General features: G+C 44.7%; 9 protein-coding genes. 2 read left to right on the top strand and 7 right to left on the bottom strand.

What is annotated here, in order from left to right:
- Positions 1 to 184: 184 nt before the first annotated feature.
- The 6 genes from cheB to LAY41_RS28285 all read right to left on the bottom strand — a co-directional run bounded on the left by cheB (position 185) and on the right by LAY41_RS28285 (position 9,299).
- The gene (gene cheB, locus LAY41_RS28310) at positions 185 to 1,375 is read right to left on the bottom strand and encodes a chemotaxis-specific protein-glutamate methyltransferase CheB (RefSeq protein ID WP_249105388.1); all 1,191 of its coding nucleotides are present in this window, start codon (positions 1,373 to 1,375) and stop codon (positions 185 to 187) included.
- Positions 1,376 to 1,729: 354 nt separating this feature from the next.
- Complete coding sequence (locus tag LAY41_RS28305) at positions 1,730 to 4,366, bottom strand: hybrid sensor histidine kinase/response regulator (RefSeq protein ID WP_249105437.1); 2,637 nt, start codon at positions 4,364 to 4,366, stop codon at positions 1,730 to 1,732.
- A 255-nt stretch (positions 4,367 to 4,621) separates the two neighbouring features.
- Entirely contained in the window at positions 4,622 to 6,043 is a 1,422-nt protein-coding gene (locus LAY41_RS28300) for a methyl-accepting chemotaxis protein (RefSeq protein ID WP_338023068.1), read from the bottom strand.
- Between the two features lie 124 nt (positions 6,044 to 6,167).
- Complete coding sequence (locus LAY41_RS28295; protein WP_249105385.1) at positions 6,168 to 7,574, bottom strand: methyl-accepting chemotaxis protein; 1,407 nt, start codon at positions 7,572 to 7,574, stop codon at positions 6,168 to 6,170.
- 66 nt (positions 7,575 to 7,640) lie between these two features.
- Positions 7,641 to 8,699: a chemotaxis protein CheW gene (locus tag LAY41_RS28290; protein WP_275974448.1), complete on the bottom strand. Its 1,059-nt coding sequence runs from the start codon at positions 8,697 to 8,699 to the stop codon at positions 7,641 to 7,643.
- Positions 8,700 to 8,945: 246 nt separating this feature from the next.
- Positions 8,946 to 9,299 carry a hypothetical protein gene (locus LAY41_RS28285; RefSeq protein WP_249105383.1) on the bottom strand — a complete coding sequence of 118 codons (354 nt, stop codon included), beginning with the start codon at positions 9,297 to 9,299 and terminating at the stop codon, positions 8,946 to 8,948.
- 374 nt (positions 9,300 to 9,673) lie between these two features.
- On the opposite strand from LAY41_RS28285, the gene LAY41_RS28280 reads away from it, so the two are divergent.
- Positions 9,674 to 10,240: a hypothetical protein gene (locus tag LAY41_RS28280; RefSeq protein WP_249105381.1), complete on the top strand. Its 567-nt coding sequence runs from the start codon at positions 9,674 to 9,676 to the stop codon at positions 10,238 to 10,240.
- A 162-nt stretch (positions 10,241 to 10,402) separates the two neighbouring features.
- Here the strand turns inward: LAY41_RS28280 and LAY41_RS28275 are convergent, their stop codons facing one another.
- Positions 10,403 to 11,968 carry a CheR family methyltransferase gene (locus LAY41_RS28275; RefSeq protein ID WP_249105379.1) on the bottom strand — a complete coding sequence of 522 codons (1,566 nt, stop codon included), beginning with the start codon at positions 11,966 to 11,968 and terminating at the stop codon, positions 10,403 to 10,405.
- Between the two features lie 566 nt (positions 11,969 to 12,534).
- Between LAY41_RS28275 and LAY41_RS28270 the strand changes: the two genes are divergently transcribed.
- Positions 12,535 to 18,614: two-partner secretion domain-containing protein (locus LAY41_RS28270; protein ID WP_249105377.1), on the top strand; the 6,080-nt coding region annotated here is incomplete at its 3' end.

Genomic DNA, 18,614 nt, shown 5'->3' with positions numbered 1-18,614 from the left:
GGTAAAAGCCACAGGCAGTAAGGCTTTGACCCATAGTTAGCTGTCACCCAGTCAGGGGGTCAATCCTTTCATCGCTCTTCCCTCTTCCCTAGCCCCTTGTTCCCTAGTCCCTAGCCCCTTGTTCCCTAGTCCCTAGCCCCTTGTTCCCTAGCCCCTTGTTCCCTAGCCCCTAACCCCTTGTTCCCTAGCCCCTAGCCCCTAGTCCCTTCTTCCCTAGCAGATAGGGGGCGATTTCGCCGATCGCTAAAATATACTGAGCTGCACCAAGAGCGATCGCTTCTTTGGGCATCCCAAACACCACACTACTCGCCTCATCCTGTGCAATAGTCAGACCACCAGCTTGTGCTAGAGCTAGCATACCGTCCGCACCATCGCGCCCCATCCCCGTCAGCAGAATACCCACGGCTGCCCTTCCATAGAACTTCGCCACCGAATTAAATGTTACCGTTACCGAAGGGCGATGACCGGACAGCGGTGGAGATGACGAATAAACAAACCTACCTTGAGAATTCAACTCTAAATGTCGCCCCTCCGGCGGGAAATAAACTGTACCCGCTTGGGGCAAATCGCCCATCGTAGCAATTTTGACTGGCAGCTTGCAGTCCGACCCCAACCAATTTACCAATCCCTGCAAAAATCCCTCGCTGATGTGCTGGACGCAAATAACGGGCAGTGCGAAATTCCTCGGCAGTTGGGCAAGAATCGTCTGCAAAGCTTGTGGGCCACCAGTAGAAGCACCGATCGCAACCATTTTGTATTTTGTATTTGGTGATGGGTAATTAGTAACGGGTAATTTGTAATTCTCTCCCACTGGGTACGACACGGAAGGCACGGATGCACCGATTAATTTATTCATAAGAGACGTCCGTGTATCCGTGTTCAAATCCGTGTTGTGTCCTTGTTCCCCTCCGCCACCAGGAACCTGCAACCCTGTAACTTTGCTGCGCCGACGCAGGGTAAAAACGGCCACACCAGACAAAACTTTGATTTTGCCGATCAGATCCTGCTTGAGCGACTCATAATCTTGAGGAGACTGGATGCTCGGCTTAGGAAAAACATCGATCGCTCCTGCTTCGAGCAACTGAAATACATTGTAGGTATGTTCTGGCCGAACTGAGGCGCTGATTACCAAAATTGGTCGCGGATATTTGCTCATTACCTCTCTAGTAAATTCTAGGCCATTCATTCGCGCCATGTGGAGATCAGTACAAATCACATCTGGCTGAACTTTGGGAATCAGTTCCAATCCCTCTAAACCGTTTTGAGCCGTTCCCACCACTTCCATTTCCGGTGATGAAGCAAAAATTCGTTTCAGTACTAGCGTTACTACTGGTGAGTCCTCAACTATTAAAATTTTGATAATTTTTTTGTTCATTACTGAAGGTAGTAGGTAGTAGGTTCTTTCGTACAAAGTATGCTAAAATATTAGATTATTAGTGCCTAATTTCATATCCAGTAGCATCAGTTGCTAAAAAATTCGCGTTTTCATATCTGCGTTAATCTGCGTTCATCCCTCTTCATCTGCGGTAAAAATTTAACCAACGATCACAACAGGCAATTTCAGGATATCGCTCATGTACTGACGATGCAACCGAACAGGATATATAGCCACAGTAAGATATGTTAGGACAGTATAGAGCTATTCTCCGCAAGGAAGCCACTGTGTTTGTACTCAGCACTTTGCTATACCAATGACCAATGCCAATAACCAATGACCAATGACTAACAACTAAACAAGCCTTCTCAAAGTATCTAGAAGAATCTGTTGATTAAAGGTGCCCTTAGTTATGTAAGCATTTGCACCAGCTTCGGCTCCTCTTCTTTTATCTTCGTCGCTAGCTAGAGATGTCACCAAAATAATTGGTAATTCGCTATATTCTTTATGCTGGCGAATCTTGGCAGCGAGCCCCAGTCCATCCAAATTGGGCATTTGAACATCAGACACCACGGCGTCAAAGGAGCGCGTCTTCAATTTGTTGAAGCCGTCTAATCCGTCTACAGCTGTCACAACTTCATACCCAGCACCCTCCAAGATGCGCTTTTCTTGGGTACGAATGGAGATGGAATCTTCCACCAACAGGATCGCCTGCTTGTGACTTGGCGCTGGAGGGATTTGTTGAGGTTTTGGAGATACGACTTGCTTACGCACGGATTTAATCAAATCTTGTGGATTTAAAATCATGCAAACTTCACCAGTACCCAAAATCGTTGCACCAGAAACATTACGCACTCGCTTTAGCAGCTGACTTTGGGGTTTGAGCATGACATCTTGTTCATCCACCAAGGCATCCACGAGCAATCCCAATCGCTGATCTGCGACTTTGAGGATGAGGCAGGAGATTTGTTCTTTGTCATTTGTGTTGCCAATGACTGCTGACTGCTGACTGCTGACTACTGACAATTCTAGTAAATCGGCTAGGCGTTCTACCGAGACAGGTTGATTGTCTAAGATAATTGTGTCTCGACCTTCGATCGTAAAAATGTCATTTTCTGAGATGAAGCGAGCTGTTTGCACAAATTCTACGGGGATGGCATAGCTAATTCCCATGACTGACACAATTAGTACGTGGGCTGTTGCTAGGGTTGTGGGTAATTGCACCCTGATAGTGCATCCTATCCCTGGTTTAGATTCCACCTGGATTGTGCCTTTGAGTAGCTCGACGTTGGTGCGTACCACGTCCAAACCGACGCCTCTGCCAGATATTTCGGTGACAAATGTGCGGGTTGAGAATCCAGGCTCAAAGATGAGAGACTGAATTTGAGATGGGGTCATGGTGGCAAGTTCTTCTGGGCGACAGACCCCGCGTTTTAGTGCTGTGTGCTTGATTTTCTCGGTATCCAATCCTCGTCCGTCGTCTGCAACTTCTATGACAACGTTGGTGGCTGTTTGTTTTGCTTTTAGTTGAATTTTGCCTTGGGGAGGTTTGCCTAGACGCTGGCGTTCTTTTGGGGTTTCGATGCCGTGATCTAGAGCATTCCGAATCATGTGCATCAAAGGGTCTTTCATTTCTTCTAAGATGCGTTTGTCTGCCTTGGTTTCTGCTCCTTCTAGAGCTAAATCGACTTCTTTGCCTTCCTGCTTGGCGAGGTCGCGAACCATGCGGGGAAATAAGTTAAAAATGGTGGAAAGTGGCAGCAGGCGCATAGTCCGAATTCCATCGGACAATTCATCCGCAACAACTTCCATTCTGGCGTTGTCTTCGTACATTGCATTTCTCAAGCGGGTTACGATCGAGCCGAGCAGCTCTAAACGTTCCTGAACGCGATGATGGAAATGCTGCAACTGCTTGCGTGCAATCCCCTCAGTACTCCCACTCGCCTGGGTTACTCCGTTTCTCAGATAAAATAAGGAAGAATTTCGATCGTTACTCGCACCTATACCAAGGGAAACGCCTTTTCGCAAATCGACTTCTTCGAGAACAAAGCGATTACCACTGGCTTCCCGGCTCCACTCTTCGTACAAGTTTACAAGTTCCTCGATCTCGGCTAGCCGATGAGTAATCCGAATTTTGGTGACTGTTAGTTCGCCTGCTTGGGTCATCAAGGTGTCTAGATGGCGCGTTTCGACACGCACGCTTTCGATCGCGAAGCGGGACGCGCTAGAGCCTTTGCGGTAGCTTTGTTGAGGCTCTTGAATCTTGACTTTTGACAAGGGTAGAGGTACAGACGTTTTATGCAAGGTCTCTAGATTGTCTCCCGCTTTGCCATTTTTCTGCTCGGCAAAGTTGTTTTGCTCTTGTGATGAGGCTAGTACTGGTTGTAACGGCGGTGCTTCATCAAGGTACGCAGGATAATGGGGAGCAGTGAGGTCATCAGTAGTTGCTTGTTCCTCCTTGTCTCCCTTGTCCCCCCTGTCCTCCTTGTCTCCCTTGTCCCCCTTGTCCCCCTTGTCCCCCTTGTCCTCCTTGTCCCCCTTGTCCCCCTTGTCCCCCTTGTCGCTTTTGACTTTTGACTTTTGACTTTCGACCTCGTTTTTGGGTGGTGCTGGAGTTTCAGCTCCCATCATGTGAGCCAAGACATAAAAAGTATTGACTTGTGGAGCAATGCCTGTGACTGCTTCGTGTACCAGTTGGCGGATGGCATCTAAACCGCGATATATGCGATCGCTGACGATCGCATTGAGGGTTGTCTCGCCTCGTTTCACGCTTCCCAATATATGCTCTATCTGATGGGCCAGAGTTGCCACATCTTTGACGCCCAACATACCAGCATCGCCTTTGAGGCTATGAGCTTCCCGCAATAACTCTTCTAATTTTTCTTGGTCATCTGGATGTTTTTCTAAGTACAGAAAACCATCATCAAGCTTCTGCAAATGGTCTTCACTCGCCGTTTTAAAAATATCCCGTAGTTCTTCATCTTCGATCATCATTTTTTATCGATCCTTTGTTATTAATCATTAATCTAGGACTTACGCTTTTCGCCCCCCTAGCCCCCCAAATCTGGGGGTAACAGGACTCTTGGGGCCCCAGATTTGGGGGAAGACTCTTCTCCCCCCAGATTTGGGGGGTCGGGGGGGCAAAACCTTGGTTTTGGCGTAAGTCCTGTAATCATTAGTCACTTCCCCGCCCCCCTGCCCCTCTGCCCCCCTGCGCCTCTGCCCCTCTGCTCCTCTGCCCAATGACTACACCTCTTTTTTGAGACTGTGAGCGGCATCGTTGAGTTTTTGAGTGCCGATTCTGGTTTGGCTGATGCCGCTTGCTGTTTGGGCAGCTGCATGGTTGAGTAAATTCATCGCATCAACGACTTGCTGAATAGCAATAGCTTGCTGTTTAGCACTCAAAGAAATTTGTTGGCTGCTCAATACAACGTTGTTAATTGCTTCGGTCACGCCTGTGAAGGCTTCTGCTGTTTTTTGGGCAATTTTGACACTTTCTTCTACTGTTTTGGTGCCCTCATCTGTAACCCTGACGGTGGAATTGATGGCTTTCTGGATATCGGCGACGAGGGTGTTAATTTTTTCGGCGGATTTCTTGCTTTGGTCTGCGAGTTTGCGAATTTCGCTGGCGACGACGCCAAAGCCTTTGCCGTGTTCGCCAGCTCGCACTGCTTCTACTGCGGCATTTAGGGCTAGCATATTGGTTTGGTTGGCGAGGTCGCTTACCAAGCTGGAGATGTTGCGGATTTGATTGGTTTGGTCGCTCAAGCGGGAAATTTCCAGGGCGATCGCACCTACTTTCTGCCTCAGCACCGACATCCCCTCCAGAGAGTCTTCGACTGCTTCGGTTCCAGAAGCGGTGAGGACTAATACCTGCTGGGCTGCGGCGGCGACGGCTTGGGCTTGCCCTGCGGCTTGCTGGGATGAGGCCCCCAGCTCATCCATTGTAGTGGTGGTTTGATTGACAGAGGCGGCTTGCTGGGAGGCGTTGCGTTCCTGTTCTTCTACTGTCGCGGCTATTTCGTTTGAGGAAGTGGCGATCGCACTAGCCGCCCGGTCGATCGTATTAGTAATACCTGAAGAGATCCAATAAGCTGCGAGTAAGGAAAACGCTAAACATAACAAGGCCCCCACTCCCACTGCAGCGATCAGACTGTTGAGCAAAGTTTTCGCTTCAGCGGTTGCCGCATTAAGAATCCCCTTTTCGGCTGTATTGAATTCCGCACTTAGGTTTCTCAACTTGTCGACAAATTTTTGCCCTTGTCCTGTTCGGAATATGGATAGCGCTTGGGCTGTCTTGCCTTGCTTCACTAAGTTGATTAGGTTTTGTGCGTAGCGATCGTATTCTGTTTTAAAGAGAATCATTTCTTTTAGTCGCTGTTTCTGTTGTGCATTTTTAATCGTAGTTTCTGCACGGTCAATAGTATCATTGAAGGAATTTAATTCTTCTTCATATTCTTTTGAAAATAGAGGGTTTTGCGTCAATAAATAACCTCGCAAATCGATCACCATTCTACTGTGAGTAAGGGTCAGTGTATTGGATGTTTCAACATTTTCTTGAGTAATTTCTACTTGCCTAAATACGCTCGCCAGTTTATTAGCGTTGGAGTATACTATTCCAACTAGACCTATGAATAAAAGAATAGGGACTGAATATCCCAGTAACATTCGATTCCGCAATTTCCAATTTTTAAACATAAGCATTTGTTAGTTTTATGTGGTAGTAAAAGGGGCACTTTATGGAGTTGAATACTATGCGGGAATCCTCCGTAGAAGTAGAGTTAGCTCACCCTTACACAACAGACTTGAGGTTCATAGCAGCTTCATTGAGTTTTTGGGTACTAACTTTGGTTTGGCTGATGCCACTGGCAGTCTGGGACGCCCCTTGCTTAAGGCTATTCATCGCCTCAACCACTTGTTGAACGGCAACAGCTTGCTGCTTGGCATTGAGGGAAATTTGTTGACTGCTAAGAACTACGTCGTCGATCGCACTGACAATCTTCTCCAAAGTTGCTTGGCCCTCCTGGGTTGCCATAACGGTGGAATTGGTCGCTGTTTGGATATCGAAGACGATAGAATTGATTCGCTCTGCCGATTCTTTGCTTCGATCGGCCAGTTTGCGAATCTCGCTAGCCACAACAGCAAAACCTTTGCCATATTCTCCAGCGCGAACCGCCTCGACTGCGGCGTTGAGCGCCAGCATATTCGTCTGGTTGGCTAGTTCGCTGACTATATTTGATATTTTGCCGATTTGATGCGTCTGTTCGCTTAAGCGAGAAATTTCAGTAGCGATCGTCAGGATCTTCTGTTTGAGGGTCTTTTCTTCCATGACGATCGAATGCTGGTCGTACCTTCCATTCACAAGAGTTAGTATCAGGTGTGCCCCCGCTGCTGCGACTTCCGCCTGCTGTGACGACCCTTGGGAGGAGGCATTTAACTCATCCATAGTGGTGGTGGTTTGATTGACGGCACTTGCCTGCTGTGCCGCCGTGCGTTCTTGCTGGTCAACTGTCGCGGCGATTTCGGTTGCGGAAGAGGCGATCGCTGCGATCGCCTCATATATTCTGTTAGCAATACCTGACGAGATGAAAAAGGCAGCAATCAAGGCAAAAGCAATGCCTAACACTACACTAAACACAACAAATTGGCTCAGAAAGTTGATATTTTCTTCTGCTTTTACAGTCGCGCTGCTAAGAATTTCATGTTCTTTATCGTTAAATTTTTGATTTAAATCATCGAAATTATTAACCAGATCCTCTCCTTCTTTGCTGCTAAACAATTTTATTGCTTGTGGTTTGTTTTTTTGTTTTAAAAAAAACGATATCTTCTTCACAAATACGTCATGTCGCTGCTTTAACTCTACCATCTCCTTTAATCGCTGCTTTTGCTCCGCATTTTCAATTATGGTAGCTGTGTTTTGTGCAATTTCCATAAATTTTTTTGAATCTTCCTCGTAGTCTTTTAAAAAAGCTTCATCCTGAATAATTAAATGACCACGGATATCCCCTATCATCTTGCCAAAATAAAATCCCATCTGGTCTGTTTTTTCGATAACATTCGTTGAAATATTTGTTTTTTTAAATGCCTCGGCAACCTTATTTGCACTCGTAAAAATAGGTACGGCTAGGCCAAATAATAATAGCATAGGTACTGAATATCCAAGTAACATCTGGTTTCTAAGCTTCAATTTTTTAAACATATCTTCATCTCCTTTATCATTGTTATATTGATGATTGAGAATGCAATCTATGAGATTGCTATACCACTAGATATCTTCATTTACAATCATATCTCCCTTGTTAAACATTTTTTGCAAATCCAAAAGGCTCATCATTTTTCCTCCGTAGGGAGCGGTGCCTTGCAGGTATTCATCATTGATAGAATGAACAGCCGCCGGAACAGGCGAAATCTGCGCTGGGTGCAAGTACATGACATCAAACACTTCATCAACTTTGATTCCTGCAACCAAATCATCGACCCAAACAACCATCACTTTAGCAGTAGTTTCTGCACCCAACATTGGCATATTCAACAGCCTGCGTACATCAACTAAAGTTACAATTTCACCCCGCAAATTCATGTTACCGACGATATGCGGCGGACAGCAGGGAACGGGTGTAACTTTGCGGATATCGGTAAATTCACGGACAAGCTTTAAATCAAGCCCAAAGTATTCTCCACTCAAACCAATTACAGCCAGCGGTATTAATCCTGTTAAGTCTTCCTTTTCACTTGAACGCATCAAGTTTTGCGATCGCTCTCGGAAAATAGCTCGATCTTCCGGTGTAGCCTGCGGACAGAATATGCGCTCTTTTGTGTATTTAACTGTCTCTAATGCTAAATTATATTTATTTTTATCTCCGTCTAAAGGTTCAACCGACTTTGAGTAGGAAAGCAAATTTTCAATGTTTAGCAGCATCACTATATCTGCTGCAACTTTGGCCATATCGCAGACAAAAGAGCGGGACCGATCGGGAACCTCTCGATCGTAAAAAAGTTCCTTTGTCATGTCCTCTGGTGAAATGTTATAAACCTCATTGACTTGATTGACAATCATGCCAACCCGCAGTTTTTGCCACTCCACGACAATTACACTATCGGTCAGACAATACTCCAGCTGGTTATACCCAAAACGGAGATTGAGATCCATGACTGGTAGGATATCTCCCCGCAGATTAACAACACCAATAATCTCGCGGGGTGCTTCAGCGATCGGTGTCAATTCCGGTAAAGAAAAAATCTCTTGGACAGACTGGGCTTCCACACCGTATAGCGAACTATTAACGCTAAAGATTAGATAAAATTCAGGAGCAATTGTTAACATAGTTAAATTTTTAAGAAAAATTCCAAATCGGTAAAGAGAAAAGGAAAATTTTTCCCTTTACCCTTCCCCAATCAATCCAAAGTACCAAGTTGCGATCGACTGCACCCCAACGCCAATGTCAACTTATTATACCCAATCCGGGTTTATTACCCCCATTTTAACTTTTGGCTAAATATTGTAGAGACGTTTCATGGAACGTCTCTACAGTCGGTCAAGATCAGAGGAGTCATCGCAGCGGATTGCGTATTAGAGGTTATCCCGCTCTAAATCGTAAATTACCTTTTCCCAGTACCAGTCCTCCGAACGACCTGGATTGTTGTCCCTCGCCTGCTGAAGCAGCCGTTCAGCTAGATCCCAATCTCCCTTGACAAGAACAAAAAGTCTCTGCCGCAGTTCTTCTCTAGGTCGGCTCGAAAAATTTTGTTGTTGACTGTACCATTCGTTGAACTTAGCTTCACCCTCTGTAATCATTTCATCTATTACAATTGGGGCTTGCTCTCCAAGTTCTTCTAGCGTTTTACCGATATTTTCGCAGGTAAGGCTGATTCCGCCAATCACAAGGTAAAAAGCTTTTTTAGTAAACGTTTCTAGATCGTCCATGATAGTTAATCCAAAGGTGAAGCTTTTCTTAGTTTACCGGAGGTAGAGCCAGTAAAACTGATATAGCAGAGTGCAAGGTCAGCCGTACAAACACAGTCCCGGCCTTGCTTTGAGCGTTCAATACTGTCCTAATATAAATGACTGTGGCTATAAATTTTCTCAAATGCTTGCTCTTGCGGGCATTTCCCATGCCCAAACTGACCCCAATGCCCAAAATTGCAATTATGTATTGCAATTATTGCATTTTGTGAAGAAAAGTGTTACTAAATTTACAAAGATTACCAGTTAAAGCTTGTTATCTTCCTAAAGATAGATGACGCGCTCGAACCACAGAGCGCGGTTTCGAGGAAATTGAGATCGGGAGTAGCATAAAAATGAACAAGTTAATTCTGGGTGTAGGTGCGGGTCTGTTGGCAAGCGGGTTGTTGAGCAGCGTCAGTGCTCTAGCCCAAGGGAATAGTACCAAGGTGCAGCCCAGGATCGATCGAACAGCACTAGCCCAAGCCAACGATCAAGCGCTGATCCAAGAAAACCGCGCTCTGCTGTTGCAAAATGGTCAAACTGCCCGCAACATTGCCGCCAAGGTGGGAGCCCCAGTCAGCAACAATGCAGTACCCAGCGGTGGCAGTCCGCTGCAAGTGAACCAGCAGCTGATTTTGCAGAACCGAGCCACGTTCACCAGCATTGCCAAAAAGTTGGGAGCGACGGTGCCCAGCGTGGCGGGACCTGGTGGCGGCGACTTGGCGACGCAAAACCACCAGCTGTTGTTAGGGAATCGGCAGATTGTGCGGGCGATCGCCCAAAAACTGGGCGTTACGCTGCCTGCACCTGCGCCGTTGAGTGGCAGCATGGTTAAGCAGAACAACACTATGCTGATAGGGAACCGAAATGCTCTGGAGGCAATTGCTAATAAAGTAGGCGCAACAGCGGCTGCTCCCTAGAGCGCCAGAAACAGTAAAAGAGCTTGACAAAAAAGCAATCCGATCTGTCGTGTAGGGGCGAAGCATGAGGGCAGTAATCGATCGCGGATCGTCCATTATTTTTTTGCCCTCATGCTTCGCCCGACCAAGTGCTGTATAGGCATACACCCTTTATTACTTTTCTCATGGATCTTTTAACATTTGATCGACATAAATAAGCAATTCACCAGCCGTTACCTCACCCTGTTGCTCGATAGTAGCCGATGGTGCTAAATCTTTTAGCAGTTCCACAGCCACAGCCAGCATTTTTCCAGCCCTCGTACCATTCCCTTCTCTCTTGTAAAGAAAACCGAGTTCAAGATAAGCAGAAATAGACGATGGTGCCAGATAAATAATCCTTTTTAAATAAAATTTTGCTTTTTCAATATCTCCCTTTTCTTCAGCAATATGTGCCAAAAGGTAACAAGGTAAGACGGACAGAGAATCTATTTCAAGTGCTAGAGAGCAGTAATAAGTTGCTTTGTTATGCTCCCCTAAATTCGCATAGGCTTGAGCTAGTAAGTAGTAAGCACCAAAATTATGGGGATGCAACAAAATCACTTGTTCTGCTTGTTTAATCGCATCAGCATAAGCTTTCCTAGCGAAGAGTTTTTCTGCCCGAATCAGGACGTCATTTTTCCTTGTTTTATCAAAAAGCGCTTCTGTTTCCACCCGTGTTAATTGCTTGGCAAAATTGGGGATATTGATAGCAATCGTTTTGGCTGATTTTGCTAATTGGGGATCTGTATTACTGGGATTAGAGGTTCTTTGAACAGATTCGCGAAGGTTAACATCGTATCGGACAGATTTAGAGGGTTCAAACTGCGAATTTTTGCTGCGTTCGTATAGCACTGATTCCGGCAAAACTTTCACCTGGAAGCGACCAATATCTTGACCGTAAAGTTCCGTATGTCCCGTAATTAGGCAGCCCCCCGGTGCAAGGGTGTTGTAAAATTTTTTCATGACAATTGAAATAGCTTTGAATTTAAAATATACAAAAACGTTACGACAGACAATAATATCCATATTGTGGATGTCGGAACTGAGGTTAGGAAAGTTATCTTTGACTAAATTTCCATAACTAAACCTTACCATCTTGCGAATATTTTCATCAACTTTCCATTCCGTTTGACGCCGAGCGAAATACTGCATTTGTAAATGAGGCTCTACTAAGCGAAATGACCAAGGACTGTAAATTCCATGTTTTGCTTTTTCAATTGCTTTTTGATTTAGATCTGTTCCTAAAATTAATATATTCCAATTATCCAAATCGGGCAGCAACTCGTAGAGAAGAATAGCCAAAGAATAAGGTTCTTCACCCGTTGAGCATCCTGCACTCCAAAGACGCAGGGTTTTCTTATCGCCTCCTTTGATGTTTATTTCTTTGTTTTTTGATTCTATTAATTGCGGCAGAATCCTATTTTTCAGGAGCGCAAACTGACCTTTATCGCGAAAAAAATAACTTTCCCCAGTCGTTAACAGGCGTGTCAGTTCTCTCCATTCCCGTTTGCTCGGCGTCTCCCCAAAAGATTCGTTCTGTTCGGTATGAGGCTCCAAAAGTTGATAATAATCCTCTGGACTTGATAATCTAAGTAATTTGAGCCGCGCTAAAATTGTTTTAGCTAAACTTTCCCTATCCTGCTCCCTGACGTGCAAACCTGTGTTAGTTGAAATCAGCTCGATAAAACGCTGTATTAAAGCCTCATTCATCAAAATAGTCCTTTGCACGAGACGTTGGTATCCTTTTATTTATAACTGATCAAACGCCGTAAACAAAAAAAATACAGTTTATTATCTGATTCTTTACGATAAGTTAGTATACCTTATCCCAAAAAATAAGCAATGGCAAGCTCATTAAGGGATCGAACCGCAATGAGCTTGCCCCGAATTCTTCTCACACCATACCGAAAGGCTGGTGTGATACCAAATCCGCAAGCCTTGACCCCTTTTTTACCCGACGACTCTCATTCGCGGCTTGCGCGTACAAAGCCCGCGCAGGCCGGCTTCAAGAAAAAGGGGGTAGCGTTGGGTTTCGCTTCACAAAAACCCAACCTACAAAGAAATGGCGAAGGTATTGGCGTGAGAGCAAATGCGGCAAAACCAACAAAGTAAAACTGTCGTACACTAAGTTTTACTTTAGGCATTGTAAAGATTACTAACAATACCGACTGCTGACTGTTTAAGCTTACTGGGTGCAGCTATCCTTACCAGTAAGTGCATTTCTCCTGAGTTCTGACTCGAACGTAGATTTCGATTGACTTTTTTCGGAGTAGTCTATGTCAGCACCAATATCGACAATTACGATCGCCCAAAAGACTCCAAAACAATCAGTTGTTAGAAAAACTTGCTTGTGGTTAGCAGCAATTCCTATAGCGGGAGTAATTGGTGTCAATCGGGTGCAAGCACAACCAATTGTTCCCGCAGCTGACGGGACTGGCACCGTCGTCACGCCTCAAGGTAACGTTTTTGACATTACAGGTGGAACTAAGTCTGGGGATGGTGCTAACTTATTTCACAGTTTTACCGAATTTGGCCTAAACCCTGGGCAAATTGCTAATTTTATATCTCGACCCGATATTCTCAATATTCTGGCGCGGATAAACGGCGGAAACGTTTCTTTTATTAATGGCCTTATTCAAGTTACAGGCGGCAATTCCAATTTATTTTTAATGAATCCGTCTGGGATTGTATTTGGTGCTAATGCCAATTTAAATGTTCCGGCTGCCTTTATGGCAACTACAGCTAACGGGATCGGCTTTGGGAACGTTAATTGGTTTAATGCAACTGGCACCAATAATTATGCAGCACTGGTAGGAAAACCGAATGCTTTTGCTTTCACTATGAGTCAACCCGGAAACATCATTAACTCCGGGAACTTAGCAGTGGGATTGGGGCAAGATTTAACTTTATTGGGCGGCACGGTTATCAATACCGGACAATTATCAGCACCAGCGGGTAACATTACTATAACGGCGGTGCCGGGAGAAAGTTTGGTGCGTTTGAGTCAGCAAGGATATTTGCTGAATTTGGAAGTTAAACCCATAGTAAATACTAGCATTCTACCCAACAATTGGACATTGCCAATTTCCTCATTGCCGCAAATGTTAACCGGAGGAAGTGGGGGTAATGCCACGGGAGTTACTCTTAACAAAGATGGCAGTGTACAACTAACTGGTTCTGGGATTCAGATACCAACAGAAGGGAATACGGCGATCGCATCTGGCACTATTAATGCTGCTGGCGAAACTGGCGGTCAAGTTAACATTTTCGGCGACAAAGTTGGCGTAATAAGTGCCAATATAAATGTTTCTGGCACTAATGGGGGTGGCAGCGTTCGGATTGGCGGTGACTATCAGGGTAAGGGAACGGTGCCGAATGCGTCGCGTAGTTTTGTTAGCAAAGATTCTATTATTAGTGCAGATAGTTTGCTTAATGGCAATGGCGGTCGTGTAATTATCTGGGGTGACGATACTACCCGTTTTTACGGTAGCATTACAGCGCGTGGTGGAAGCCAAAAAGGTGATGGTGGGTTTGTCGAAACATCTGGTAAAAACGGTTTAGATATACAGGGCGCTAGAGTTGATGCTAGTGCTGTTGGGGGAGAAGCGGGTACGTGGTTGCTCGATCCTAGAAACGTTTTAATCGGGGATTTTTCTACTGATGGTGGCGAGTTTAGTGGGGGTAATCCTGATATTTTTACTCCATCTGCTGACGATGCTACAATTTCTCCATCCGATATTGAAAGTGCGCTTAATGCTGGAACTAGCGTCACTATTACGACAGGAACTACAGGCAGTCAGGAGGGGAATATTACGGTAGATCTTCCTATTAATAGAACATCTGGTAGCAATGCAACTCTAACGCTTGATGCGGCTAATGAAATTGCGATAGATGCAGATATAATTAATGACTCTTCTAATCCTCTAAATGTTGTTTTGTCAGCTGGTGGCGATATTTCTGTTGGCCGTAGCGCATTGATTAGCACAAAGGGTGGCGATATAAAGTTTACTAGCACTAATGGATCGATCGCTAGTGCTGGTACTTTAAACTCTTCCAGCGATGTTGCTACTGGCGGTAATATTATTCTCAATGCTGCTACCAAGGTTCAGGCAAGTACGATCGACGCAAAAGGAACTTCAGGTAGTGGGGAAATTCGTATTTCTGGTAGCGAAATTGACTTATTTGATGTCGTTAGTGGTGGTGCAGTTACGTTTGAGCCTGTCAAAGCCGACCAAAATATTATATTTACTGGCGATAATGAAATCGACACTGCTGCGCTGGATCTCTCGTCAAGCGATATGGGTAATTTGCAGGATGTCAAATCTATCACCATCGGACGAACTGATGGTAATGGGATTGTTACTGTCGATCCAACTGGGGTAAGTTTCACTGTTCCGGTGACAATTCAAGCTGGAGGAGCAATTACAGCAAATGGTAATATTACAACGACGGGGAAAGATATCACTATTATTAGCAAAAATGCCTCGATTAATACCAGTGCAGGTACGGTAGACTCTAGCAGTAGTGTTGAAAATGGGGGAGCGATCGCATTTGATGCCAAAGGCGATATTATCACAGGTGACATCAAATCCAATGCGCCTGATAGTGGAAATGGTGGGGAAATTAAACTCACCAGCGGCAGTGCAATTGATGCAAGTAAAGGTAGTCTAAATTCCAGTGCTGCTAGTGGTAATGGTGGTGCTATGACTATGACTGCTGCTACTAGCATTACTATCGGGCCGATCGACTCCAGAGGGACACCCGGTAGCGGCAATATTAACCTTACTAACGATGAAATTAATTTTACTGGTGGATCTAATTCAGTACAAAGTAAAGGTGCAATTAAGCTAGAGCCTTTTACCCCAAATCAAAATCTAGCAATAGGCGAATCTGGAGATGCGGGTTCTACCACTTTAGATATTACGGCAACGGATATTGCTGCTTTGGATAAAACTGGTTTCGCCTCCATTACTATCGGACAAGGAATTAGCGGCAATGGTTTAGTTACGATAGAGAAAACAGGAAATATAAATGTTATTGATGATGTAAAAGCTAGTATCGATTTAACTCTAAATGCAGACAATGGCGATATCACTTTTAAGAGTGCGATCGGTAACAGCCAACCGCTAGGTAACCTCAATATTAATAATACCAATAAGGTTACGCTTAATGGCAATATCACCACAGCTAGCAACCGCACTATTAGCTTTACAAATTCAAATACAATTACTTTTAATGGGGATACGGCGCTAACAGCAGATGAGATTAACTTTAACCAAAAAATTAATTCAGTCAGCGGTACTGGTAAACTAATTCTTCAACCAACAACTGTTAGTCAAGGAATTGCGATCGGGGGTAGTGGTGATACGGGATCTAGTACTTTGGATCTGACATCAACAGATATTGCTGCTTTGAATGATGGTTTTAGTTCTATTACAATTGGACGTGAGAATAGCAGCGGTGTAATTAATATCGCTGGGGATGTCGCTTTCCAAGATCCTGTATTAATTCAATCTCCTGTAGATGCAGGAACGATCGTAAATAATGGTGGTGCGATCGCAGGTACAGATAATGCTTCAATTACCTTAAAAGCGAATCAAAATATCAGCGTTGGCAATATTACCTCACCCGCAGGAATTACTATTACCAGCAATCAGGGTATAATTGATACCAAAGCAGGAATTTTAGACTCTTCTGCAAGCGGTAGTGGCGGCCAGATCGCACTGACAGCTAAAAGCAATATTGCCACTAAAGATATCTTATCTTTCTCCTCTGAGACAGGTTCTGGTGGTAAGATTACCCTCAATAGCAGTGAGGGAGAAATTGACACTAAAGCAGGCATCATAGACGCTTCTTCTGCTAGCGGTAGTGCTGGCCCGATCGCACTGACATCTAAAAGCAATATTGCCACTAAAGATATCTTCTCTTCTTCTTCTAAAACAGGTACAGGGGGGGGAATTACACTCAACAGCATTGAAGGAACAATTGATACTAAAGCAGGCATCATAGACGCTTCTTCTGCTAGCGGTAGTGCTGGCCCGATCGCAGTTACATCTAAAGGCAATATTGCCACTAAAGATATCTTATCTTTTTCTTCGGAGACAGGTTCTGGTGGTAAGATTACCCTCAATAGCAGTGAGGGAACAATTGACACTTCTTTGGGAATATTAGACTCATCCTCTAACAACAGTAATGGCGGCCATATTGACATTAATTCTCCCACCAGCATCACCGCATTTGGCATTAACTCCACAGGAAATATCGGCAGTGGCAATATTAACCTAACTAGCAATCAAATTAACTTTACTGGAGGAACTGATTCAGTCAAAAGCCAAGGCAATATTCTGCTTCAACCATTTACATCCAGCCAAAATTTAGATATCAGTTTCCTAAGCTTAAACGCTTTAGCAGATGGTTTTCAATCTATCACGATTGGACGAAATGATGGCAGCGGTGTTATTACATTTTATGGTGCTTTCACATTCAGCGATCCCGTAATTATTCAATCTCCATTAGGATCGATTGTGACGTTTGCTCCAATTACAGGAGTTGATGACGCCTCTATTACTATAATTGGAAACACAACCCTTAAAGGAGATATTACTACTGATAAGCGAATTATTAATATTAACGGCAATATTTTAGTCGGTAATAATATCGCAGTTAGGACAGGATCTACGGTTGGCGGTAATATTATCATCAATGGAAAGATTGATGGCGATAGAGATATCACTTTAGAAGCAGGCACTGGTGATATTACCGTTAACGGCAATATAGGCAGCACTACGCGACTTGGAAATGTGGCGATCGATAATGCTAACAACGTCACGATAGGAGCAATTACTGCCGCTAGCTTTACTCAAAAAGCAGGCACTGGCACGACCATTTTGGGAGCTTTAGACACCGATTCTCCCGAAGGAATTAACCTTAAAGGTAATAGGTTCAACCTCAATGGTGCAGTTACAACTACTAACTCTGGCGGTTTTATTATTGATAACGAAAGTCCTCTGGATATTGCCGCTACGACTGACTTTAACTTAGATGGTGAATTCAACCAAATTGGTAAAGGTGAGGTTTCGACAGCAGGAGATATTACCACTACCAATGACTTAATCAGTTTTAGCAGTCCCGTTACTCTGACAGGAAATGTTGCTCTCAACACGGGGAAAGGTGCTGGAGATATTAAGTTTGGCAGCACAGTTGATGGTAATTTTGATTTGAGTTTGAATGCTGACAATGGCAATATCAGGTTTAACGCTGCCGTTGGCGCACAAACACCTCTAAGCAACGTGGATATTATCAGCGCACAAAATGTTTTTGTAGCTGGCGGTGTTAATACCACCAACAATCTCTTATTTAATGTGCCGATAATTCTCACAGATAATGCCACTTTCAGCGGCGGTGCAGGTAAAGATATTACTTTCAATACCCTGAATAGCGAAGCGGGTAAAGCTAACAACCTCACACTGAATCCGGGAACTGGTAACATTACTTTCAACGGCGCGGTTAGCGGCATTGGCGACATCTTTATTCTCAGTGCCAATAATTTGACAGCAGCTTCGACTATAGAGGCAGCAAGTCTACAGCACTCAGCCGGAACTGGTGATATCAGCTTGCAAGGAAATGTTAGCACTACGGGTGTTGGTGGAGTAGATTTGCGGACAAACGGCAGTATTCGCGCTGCAAATATTACCAGCAATGGTCATAATATCACTGCGATCGCCAACAACAGTACCGTAGAAACTGGCAACTTAGATGCTTCTAATCCGATCGGAACTGGTGGAAATATTTATGTTTCTAGTCCAAAAGCCGCTGTTACGAGTGGTGATTTGAGAGCTACAGGAGAAACGCAAGGCGGTGCTGTTACTGTGGTGTCTGGCGATCGCATTACCACTGCCAATATCGATGTTAGCGCGACTGTTGGCAAAGGCGGCTCAGTCTTGCTCGACCCTCCCAACGATATTCAAGTTGGCACTATCAATGCACAAGGAGGAACAAGCGGTGATGGCGGCAACGTTGATATTACTACAGCGCGGTTTTTCCGGGCGACTGGCACTTTGCCTGACGGTAGCAGCATTTCCACCGCTGGCGGTACAGGTAATGGTGCGATAATTATCCGCCACGGAGGAGGAGATTTGAACACGCCGTTTGTTGTCGGTGATGCGTCAACTAACGGCACTTTGGGTGCTTTGACAACTGGTGCTGATACGATTTCGCCTACCCAGTCTTTTCCTGGCCCCTTCACTCTGGGCAATATTCAAATCATTACCTCAGCACCACCACCCGTTGTGGTAACGCCACCAGTTGTGGTAACGCCACCCGTTGTGGTAACGCCACCCGTTGTGGTAACGCCACC

This window comes from Argonema galeatum A003/A1, from assembly GCF_023333595.1.
Lineage (GTDB): Bacteria > Cyanobacteriota > Cyanobacteriia > Cyanobacteriales > Aerosakkonemataceae > Argonema > Argonema galeatum.
Note: the sequence above shows the minus strand (reverse complement) of the source record. Positions and strands in the feature narration are given on the sequence as shown.